Source organism: Kitasatospora sp. NPDC058965 (genome assembly GCF_042741245.1).
Taxonomy (GTDB): domain Bacteria; phylum Actinomycetota; class Actinomycetes; order Streptomycetales; family Streptomycetaceae; genus Kitasatospora.
The window spans coordinates 1-9,374 of the sequence record NZ_JBHYKG010000319.1; the positions used below are offsets into that span (position 1 = coordinate 1).

The window sequence follows — 9,374 nt, forward strand, 5'->3', positions numbered from 1 at the left end:
GTCCCGCCCAGCAGGCCCAGACCGGTCAGGGTGGCGGCGAGGGTGAGCCAGCCGCCGAAGCCGGTGTCGGGCAGGCCGCCTCCGCCGTCCGGCGGGGTCGGCGCCGGGAAGGTGTTGGTGACGTCGACCGTCGCGCTGCCGTGGACGGTGACGGTGCCGTCGGTGCTGCCGCCCGTGGCGGTGTAGCTGACGGTGTCGCCGCCGGGCAGGTCGTGCTCGGTGACGGTGCAGTGCGCGCCGTCCGGCACGGTGACGGTGCGGCCGGCACCGTCGGCCAGGGTGAAGGAACCGTCCGGCGCCGGGAGCGGGACGTCACCCTGGGCGGTGGTGCAGGCCAGCGTGAACGCGTACGGACCGGCCGGGCCGTTGACCACGTGCTTGGTGACGGTCAGTCGGCCCCCCGGGAAGGTGTTGGTGACGGTGATGGCGGCGCTGCCGTCGGCCGTGATGACGACGGGGTCGGCCGCGGAGCCGTGGTCCACCACGGCCTGGCCGGCGCCGCCGGTGTCGACCTCCTCGGCCCAGCAGCGGGTGTTGACCGGCAGCGGCTCGATCACCACGGGGGTTCCGGCGGTGACGGTGTAGGTGTGGTGCAGCACCAGGCCGGTCGCGGCGCCGCTGCCGTCGGGCAGGGCGCAGGAGACCTCGACCGCGAAGCTGCGCCCGGCCGCGTAGGCGGCCGCGTCCCCGTCGAGGGTCTTGACCAGGCTCAGGGCGCCGAACTCGAAGGTGTTGGTGACGGTGGCGGTCCGGACCGCGGTGGTGCCCAGGCCCGGCTGGACGGTCACGTCCACCGGGGTGCCGGCCGGGTGGTCGCTGCTGCCGCCGCGGGCGGTGGTCTCCCAGACCCGGCACTGCGCACCGGCGGGCAGGTCGGGCACGGTGACCGGCCGGTCGGCGGTGACCCGGTAGTCCTGGTCGAGGACGGTGCGCGCCGGGCGGCCCTGCGGGTGGATCACGCAGGTGACGTGGAAGGTGAACGGCACCCGGGCCAGGGCGGCGGTCAGCCGGTCGGACGGACTGCTGATCTTCTTGACCAGCTCCAGTGCGCCGTAGGCGAGCGCGACGCCGACCTGGATCGGCTCGTTGGGCTGCAGCACCCGCGGGGTGCCGGCCCGGTCGGTGGTCTCGTCGTGGGCGAAGGAGTTCCAGGCGATCGTCGGGTCGCCGTTGTGGGCGACGTCCAGCGGGGTGTCCATCGCGTAGCTGACGGAGACGGTGCCGCCGGGCGGCAGCGCCGGGCCGAAGGTGAGGGCGAGCCGCAGGCCGGCGGCCCGCGGGCCGAAGGGGTCGTTCCAGGTGCCCGCCGGGCACTGGGGGGCGCTGGAGCCGGCGCCGCCCATGTTCAGGTCGTCCGTGCACAGGGGCTCGGCGTCCTGGTAGGAGGTGGTCATGGTGCCGGGGCCGTCGAGCCGGGGCGGCGACGCCAGGGTGGGGCGCTTGTCCCACGCGGTGCCGCGGGCCTGGTCGAGCAGGATGCCGCGGTCGCCCTGGACGGGGAGGCGGTCGACGATCCGCATCGCGGTGGCCGGTTCGGTGCCCGAGTTCTGCAGGCGCAGCAGGTAGTGGTACTGGTCGCCCGGGTTGACCAGGGCGATGCAGGGGCTGGTGGTGTAGCGGCGCCCGGTGCTGTCGGTGGCGGACAGGCAGGACGGGTCGCCGGCCGGGATCGGCTGGTGGGTGAGCGCGTTGTACCAGCCCAGGCTGTCGTTGCCGGCGACCCACTTGCGGGCGCTGAAGGCCGCGCCGGCCTTGGCGGTGAGGGTGGCACTGGCCACGCAGTAGGTGCCCCTGCCGAAGCCGCCGTCGGTCTGCGCGGCGCCCTCGCACTGCAGGCCGGTGTCGGAGGAGGTGGCGCCCATCGTGTTGGTGACGACGTCCCCGGCGTTGATCCCGGCCTCCAGGGTCACGTGGATCTCGATGGTGAAGGTCGCGCCGGGCGCGAGCACCCAGCGGTTGCCCGCCGCGTCCTTGGCGAAGTCCCAGCTGAGGCCGTCGATCCGGCTGCCGTTGGTGGACTCGTGGAAGACCGGGGTCGGCACCGGCGGGGTGCCGGCGGGCACCTGGGCGTCGAGGATCTTGTACGGCCGGCCGTCGTCGCCCTGGAAGGAGTCCAGGAAGGCGATTCCGGGCGGCAGGGCGTCCTTGACGACCAGGTCGGGGACGTCGGCGGTGCCGGTGTTGGTGACCTTCAGGTGGAACGGGGCGTCCTCGCCGGGAGCGAGCACGGTGTCCGGCGTCTTGGTCACGTCCAACCGCGGGGTGCCCTTGACCAGGTCCAGGGTGGCGGTGACCGGAGCGATCACGGCCGGCACCCCGGTGGTCTCCAGCTTGGTCAGGTACCGGCCCTCGACGGTGTCCTCCAGGTGGCTCGGCACCGGTTGCCCGTTGCTGCGCAGCGCCGGGCGCGGGCTGACGTCGAGGTGGAGGATGCCCGCGCAGCCGCTGCCGGCGCACGGGGTGAGGGAGTAGCCGTCGTTGAAGGTGCTGGTGCTGGAGTAGGTGGCGCGGATGCCGGTGACGTCGGCGGCGTTCACGCCCGCCGGGAGCGCGGCGCCGGCGGCGGGGGTGCCGTCGACCCAGGCGCCGTTGACGTAGGCGTCGATCCGGACCCGGTCGGCACCGGCCGGGAGTTGGTCGCTCGTGATCGAGACCAGGTCGACGGCGTCGAAGAAGTCGGCGTCCCGGTCGGTCAGCTCCAGGTACTTGGCGGACATGTTGCCGGTGTTCAGTACGGTCAGGGCCACGTCCGCGTGCTGGCGGGGCAGGCCGGGCACGTACTGGGGCAGTTGGCCGGGGCTGATCGACTTGTTGAGCGAGGCGGAGTCCTCGGCCGGGCCGGTGTCGAGCGAGGCGGAGCAGATCGGGGAGCTGCTCCGGTAGTTCCCGCCGGCGGTGATGGAGAAGCAGTTCTGGAAGGTCACGCCGTTGTCGGTGCCCGGCCGGCGTTCGGTCACCAGGTTGACGGTGAAGGTGCCCTCGGGCGGCAGGTCGCCCTGGTAGGCGATGCGGACGGCCCGGGCCCGGTGCAGCAGTGCGGTGTCGGCCGCGTCGTACGGCACCCAGGCCCCGCTGCCGCCGTTGGCGCTCGGGTCCCACAGCTCGACGGTGGCCGGGGTGGCGGCCGGGTCGAGCGTGATCGAGTCGATCTGCAGCACGTCGAACGGGCTGCCCGCACCGAAGTCGGGCGTGCCGTCCGGCTTGGCCGGCGGGTCGGTGAGCACCGGGCCGACCAGGGGCGTGTTGCCGTTGTTGGTGAGGGTCAGGTGCATCGGGATCGGCTGGCCGGGCGGCACGTCGGTCTGGTCGGCGGTCTTGCTGCCGCCGGACGAGGTGTCCGGGGTCTCCACGACCAGGCTGTGGCAGACGTGGCCGCCGGCGGTGCCGCTGCCGTCGGTGCGGCCCGCGTCGCCCTGGAAGCGGGCGCAGTCGGTGAGGTTGCCCGCCGTCACGCCCGGGACCAGCGTGCCGTGCACGTCCAGGCCGGCGTCGGCGTCGGGGGCGATGGTGGGGTTGCCCGCCGCGTCGGTGCCGGTGTAGGTCACCTCGACCTTGGTCACGGTGGTGCCGGGCTTGGCGACGTCCACGGTGGCGTTCTGGGTGTAGCTGCCGGTGGTGCTGGTGCCGTCGGCGTAACCGACCGTCAGGGTGGCCGCGGTGGCGCCCTGCGGGAAGCGCAGCCGGACCTGCTGGACGTTCACCTTGTCGAAGTCGCTCGCCTGTCCCGGCGCGGGCTCGGTGACGGTGACCGACTTCACCGGGAAGGGCGACTGGTTGGTCACGTCGATCACCGCGCTGACCGGCGAGTTCTCGCCGACCACCGCGTGCTCGCTGCTCTGGTGCGCGTAGTCGCCGTTGGTGTCCGGGAAGAAGTCCTTGGTGGCGTTCAGGACCAGGGTGTCGGGCAGGATGTCGTAGGGTGCGCAGGCCTGCTCCCCGGTGACCGCGCCCTGGACCGTGTCCTGGGCCGCGGGGGTGGCGCAGTTGGTGACGGTCAGCTTGTCGGTGGGGCGCAGCGGCGCGCCGCCGGAGCGGGTGGTGTCGCGCAGCTTGAGCTCGACGGTGACGCTGCCGCCGGTGGTGTCGTGGGGCAGCGGGTCGCCGTTGCTGTTGGTGAAGACCACCTGGAACCCGACCACGTCGCCGGGGGCGACCCCGACGGGCAGCGGCAGCGGGCCGGGGGCGGTGATCGCGGCGCCGGTGCGGGTGCTGCCGCCGGCGGTGCTGACGGTCAGTCGGGCCCGGTCGGCCCCGGCCGGGAAGGCCGTGACGGTGGCGGACTCGAAGTCGAAGGACTCGAAGGTCTGCCCGCCGGTGTCGGCGATGGTCAGCGAGGTGACCTCGGCGGACGAGGAGGAGTTGTTGCGCACCCCCAGGGTCAGCGTGCTCTCCTCGCCGCTGCCCGCCACGGCCGATCCGTCCGCCCAGCTCTTGGTCGCCACGGGCTTGACCACCCGGGGGATGCGGACGGTCACCTCGTTGTCGGCGCGGGCGGGGTCGGCGTTGTCGGCCGTCACCCGGGTGGTGTTGGTGATGACGGTGCCGTCCGTGAGCCGGGTGTCGGCGGGCAGGCGCATGCCGATCTCGACCGAGCCCGCCTGGCCGGCCCGCAGCCCGGTCTTGCCGGCCGGGTTCTGCAGCGGCTGCGTGTAGACGATGGTGAGCCTGCGGGTCGCCTGGTCGTACGTCACGTCCCGGACGGAGGTGCTCTGCGGCAGGCTGGTCACCTCCAGGTCGGCCGGCAGCACGTCGGTGACCGTGAAGTCCACGCAGTCCACCGTCAGCCCGGAGCAGTGCCCCTGCAGCGTGTAGACGAAGGCGTCCCCGGGCTGCACCGGCTTGCCGCCCAGGTCGTTGCTCTTGCTGATGCCGACCGAACTGCGCGCGTCCGCCGCCACCGCGAGCGGCACCAGCGGCCCGGGCGAGCCGAGCAGCAGGGCCAGCGCCGCCGTGCCGGCCAGCGGCAGCCGCCATGCACCACGTCCGTACCGGGGCATCAACCAGTCCTCACCGTGCGGTCCCGTCCGATGCTCCGGAAACTGACATGTCGTCACGCGTGGAGCGATCAGTAGGATAGATCCACTTAGTCGGACATCCCGGACATACACACCGGTCGAACGGATGACCAGTCACCGGTTCGGCCCCGCCGGTCAGCCCCCTCCGAGAGGTGGCGACGGGGGGTCCGCGCCGGCCGGGCCCCTGCCCGGCCCGTCAGCCGTGGCCGAGCCCGAGCAGGGCGATGCCGGCGAGCACGGCGCCGCTGGCAGCCAGCCGGACGCGGCCGAGGCCCTCGCGGAGCACCACCGCGCCGATGACGGCGGCGATGACGATGCTGGTCTCGCGCAGGGCGGCGATGGTCGCCAGGTCGCCGGCCGTCTGCGCCCAGACCACCAGCCCGTACGCGACGAGCGACAGCACGCCGCCGCCCAGCCCCGTCAGCCAGCTGCCCCGCGCCTGCGCCACCAGCCCCCGACCGCGCAGCAGGGCGACGGTCAGCACCATCGCGACCCCCTCGACGAGGAACAGCCAGGCGATGTACCCGTCGGCCGCCCCCGCCCGCCGGACCCCGACCCCGTCGACCACGGTGTACCCGGCGATCAGCACGCCGGTGCCGGCGGCGGCCGCGAGCGCCGGCAGCTGCGCCCGCCCGGGCAGTCCGCCGGCGAACGCGAGCCCGGCGAGCCCGAGCGAGACCACCAGCACCCCGAGCAGCCGGGTGCCGTGCAGCGGGGTGCCGAGCACGGTCAGCGCCAGCAGCGCCACCACCATCGGCGAGGTGCCGCGCGCGATCGGGTACATCTGCCCGAAGTCGCCCAGCCGGTAGGCCTGGAGCAGCAGGAGCTGGTAGCCGACCTGCAGCACGGTCGAGGCCGCGAGGAACGGCCAGGCCGCCCGGTCCGGCACCGGCGCGGCGACGGCCAGCAGCGCCCCGCCGCCAGCGGCCGCGACGTTGATGACCGCGAAGCCGACCAGCTTGTCCGTCATGCCGTGCGCCAGGGCGTTCCACGCGGCGTGCAACAGGGCCGCGGCCAGCACCGCGACCGGCACCGCAAGCGGACTCATCCGCCACCTCCATGGGGGAAAGTTGTATATACAACATCCCACACGCTGGGTACCGGGCCTGTCAACGGACCACCGGCTCGACGCCGCCGGCACCGGCCTACGACGAGCGGCTGCCGGTCGGCCGGGACAGCAGCGGCTCCGACCGCACCGCCGGCACCGCCGCCACCGCCGCGGCGGCGCGCACGGTCGCGCCGTCCCGCGCCACCGAGACGACGACCTCCCGCAGCCGCTCGACGTACCACCGCATGCTCTTGGCGGCGGCGCCGGTGTCCGGGTAGCGGCTGGCGAACTGCAGCCCCTCGTGCAGCCTGGTGATCCAGGCGCAGACCTGGTCGCCGTACGAAACCCGCAGCAGCGCGTACGCCTTGAGGTCCTGCCAGCGCTCCGCCCCTGGGATGCCGCGCGCGTCGACGAACGACACGATCGAGTACAGGTCCGGAGACGTGGGCCGGAAGTCGGCGCCCAGCAGTTGGAGCACGCGGGCGATGGGCATCCGCGACAGCGGGCGGCCCTCCCGCAGCGCGGCGCGGACCAGCTCCAGCGCGGTGTCGAAGTCCGGCGCCTGCGCCACGGGAATCTCGATCGGCGCGCCGCCCACGTACCAGCCCACCGAGTCCGCCCACTGCGAGTGCGCCCTGGTGTGGAACGGCACCACGGTGCGGTACACCTGCTGCCCGCTGCTCTCGGCGACGATGAGCGCGGTGGCCGCCAGGATCCCGCTCAGACTCCCGCCGTAGGGGCGGCAGTACGCCTCGAACGCGGCCGCGTCCGCGGCGTCCACCAGCGTCTCGCAGATGAACTTCTGGGTCGGCAGGGGCCCTTCGGGGTCGAGACCGAGGTCGACCGGGAAGTTCGGCAGCTTCCCGTCGCACCGGCGGATGAATTCCCGCCACCGGGCGACGATGGCGTGCGAATCGTCGATCCGATCCGCGCTCGCCCGCTCGGTCGCGCAGAAGTCGACGTAACTGGCGACCGGATCCCGGTCCACGGCGCGACCATCGCGGCCCGCTGCGTAGAGTTCGTGGATCTCCGCGGCGATCCGCTGGATCGAGTACGCGTCGACATTGGTGTGGTCGAAGGCCATGTAGACACTGGTGCTGTCGTCCCGGACGACGGCGGTGAAGAGGAAGTTCGGCCAGGCCAGCGCGTCCGCCGCGAGGTCGAAGCGGTCCTGCAGGTAGCGGGTCAGCGTCGCCGCGTCGGCGAAGTCGCCGATCTCCGCGCGGTGCAGCACCACCTGGTCGGCTTCCAGCGTGAAGCGCCGCATCTCCTCGCCGACCCAGCGCAGCCCGCTGCGCAGCGTCTCGTGCCGCAGGGTCCAGGTCCGCAGCGCGCCTTCGAGGACGCCGAGATCGACCCGGCCCGGGATGTCGAAGGCGGTGCCGAGCCAGGTCGGGACGAACAGGCCGCTCTCCCGCACCGCCCGCGCCGTGCGGACGTGCGCCTCCTGGACGTACGCGGGCGGGCGGGCGTCGTCCGGCAGACCGTGCGCGGCCTCGACCGCCGTCGGGTGCAGCGTCCACTCCACCAGGCGCCCGGGCCGGATCTCGCAACGCTGGATGTCGGTCACTCGCACGAGATCTCCGTTCGCATGCCCCGGGATGAGGACGGGGCGGGGCAGACAAGCGTGAGCGCCGGGTGGCGGCCGCCGGCCACGCTGGGTGCCGCCGGTCCATTCCCACGGGACATCGCTCAACGGCACCACCCGACCAACGATCGGATGATCCCGGAGATACGCGGGTGACCAATTCGGCCTAATGACGTGCGAATGGCGAGGCCGGCCGTGGGGCCCCGCCCTGCTGTTCGCCGCCCCCGGGTTCCTTTTAAAGAACCCCTCATCCACGGCTTACGCGGCCCGTACCGATCTCCGCGCATCATGGAGGAGAACTCGCCCCGCAGGTCCGGGCCAGGGCGGTTTCCACCAGCTTTTCGACCGAACCACGAGTGGGGATGTCATGAGCGGAAATCACGAATTCGGGGCCCCGGCTCCTTCCGGCGACCCGAGCGGCAATGCGACCGGTGGTGGCCACGACGAACCGCCCGGCGGGTGGGGCCCGCCCCCGATCCCGGGAACGGCGACGCCGGGAGCGCCGCCGCCCCCGTACCCGCCGTACGGCGCACCGCCGATGCCCCCGTACCCGCCGGGCCCGGCGCCGTTCGGCCACGGTCCCGCGCCGGCGCCGCGCCGCCGGCACCCGGTCCGCCGCTACCTGGTGCCGCTGGCGGTCACCGCGGTGGCCGTGGCCGTGGGGATCGGCGTGGGCCGCGCGTTCGGGCCCTCGCAGACGTCGTCCGATCCGGCCGCCCCGTTCGTCCGGTCCGGCGGCGGCAGCGTCGTCGGGGCCTCGGACGTGACCGCCAAGGTCGATCCGACGCTGGTGATCATCAACACCACGCTCGGCTACCAGGGCGGCCGCGCCGCCGGCACCGGGATCGTGATCGGCTCGAACGGCGAGATCCTGACGAACAACCACGTGATCGAGGGCGCCACGGCGATCACCGCGACCGACGTCGGGAACGGCCGCACCTACACGGCGACCGTGGTCGGCTACGACCAGAGCGCCGACCTGGCCGTCCTCCACCTCTCGAACGCCTCCGGGCTGGCGACCGCCAAGCTCGGCGATTCCTCGAAGGTGGCGGTCGGCGACGCCGTGGCCGCGGTCGGCAACGCCGGCGGGACCGGCAGCCCGACGACGGCCACCGGCAGCGTGACGGCGCTCGACCGGTCCATCACCGCGAGCGACCCCAGCGCCGGGACCGCCGAGCAGCTGACCGGGATGATCGAGGTGGACGCGGACGTGCAGGCCGGCGACTCGGGCGGCGCCCTGGTGGACTCCACCGGTGCCGTGATCGGCATCGACACCGCCGGCTCCGACACCGGCGGCTACCAGCAGCAGGCCGGCTCGGCGGGGTTCGCGATCCCGATCGACACGGCGCTGCCGCTCGCCCGTCAGATCATGGCCGGCCAGGCCGGCGCGGACGTGCACATCGGCCCGACGGCCTTCCTCGGTGTGGAGGTCGCGGCGGCGTCGGGCGGCGACTCCGGCTCGGGCGCACCGGTCGCGGGCGTGATCACCGGCTCGCCGGCCGCGCAGGCGGGTCTGACCCAGGGCGACGACATCACCGCCGTCGACGGCCGGGCGGTCGACACCCCGGCGGCGCTCAGCACGATCCTGGCGGGCCGCAGCGTCGGCTCCCACGTGACCGTCCAGTGGACCGACACCGACGGCGCGTCCCACAGCGCCACCGTCACCCTGGTCGCCGGCCCGGCCGCCTGACCGCGCCCGGGCGGCCCGGGCGGAACGCCGAGG

The 9,374-nt window shown here is 73.8% G+C and carries 4 protein-coding genes; 1 reads left to right on the forward strand and 3 read right to left on the reverse strand.

The window, feature by feature from the left end:
- From ACFW1A_RS33960 to ACFW1A_RS33970, 3 genes are all read right to left on the reverse strand, one after another.
- Positions 1-4,997 (reverse strand): DUF5979 domain-containing protein (locus tag ACFW1A_RS33960; RefSeq protein WP_380415951.1); only part of this gene is annotated, 4,997 nt, incomplete at its 3' end.
- Between the two features lie 214 nt (positions 4,998-5,211).
- Entirely contained in the window at positions 5,212-6,063 is an 852-nt protein-coding gene (locus ACFW1A_RS33965; RefSeq protein WP_380415953.1) for an EamA family transporter, read from the reverse strand.
- 97 nt (positions 6,064-6,160) lie between these two features.
- A complete protein-coding gene (locus tag ACFW1A_RS33970; protein WP_380415955.1) occupies positions 6,161-7,639 on the reverse strand; it encodes a condensation domain-containing protein in 1,479 nt (492 codons plus the stop codon).
- 550 nt (positions 7,640-8,189) lie between these two features.
- Here ACFW1A_RS33970 and ACFW1A_RS33975 point away from each other — a divergent pair.
- Positions 8,190-9,341 (forward strand): S1C family serine protease, encoded by a 1,152-nt coding sequence (locus tag ACFW1A_RS33975; RefSeq protein ID WP_380415957.1) that lies wholly within the window; start codon positions 8,190-8,192, stop codon positions 9,339-9,341.
- Positions 9,342-9,374 lie beyond the last annotated feature (33 nt).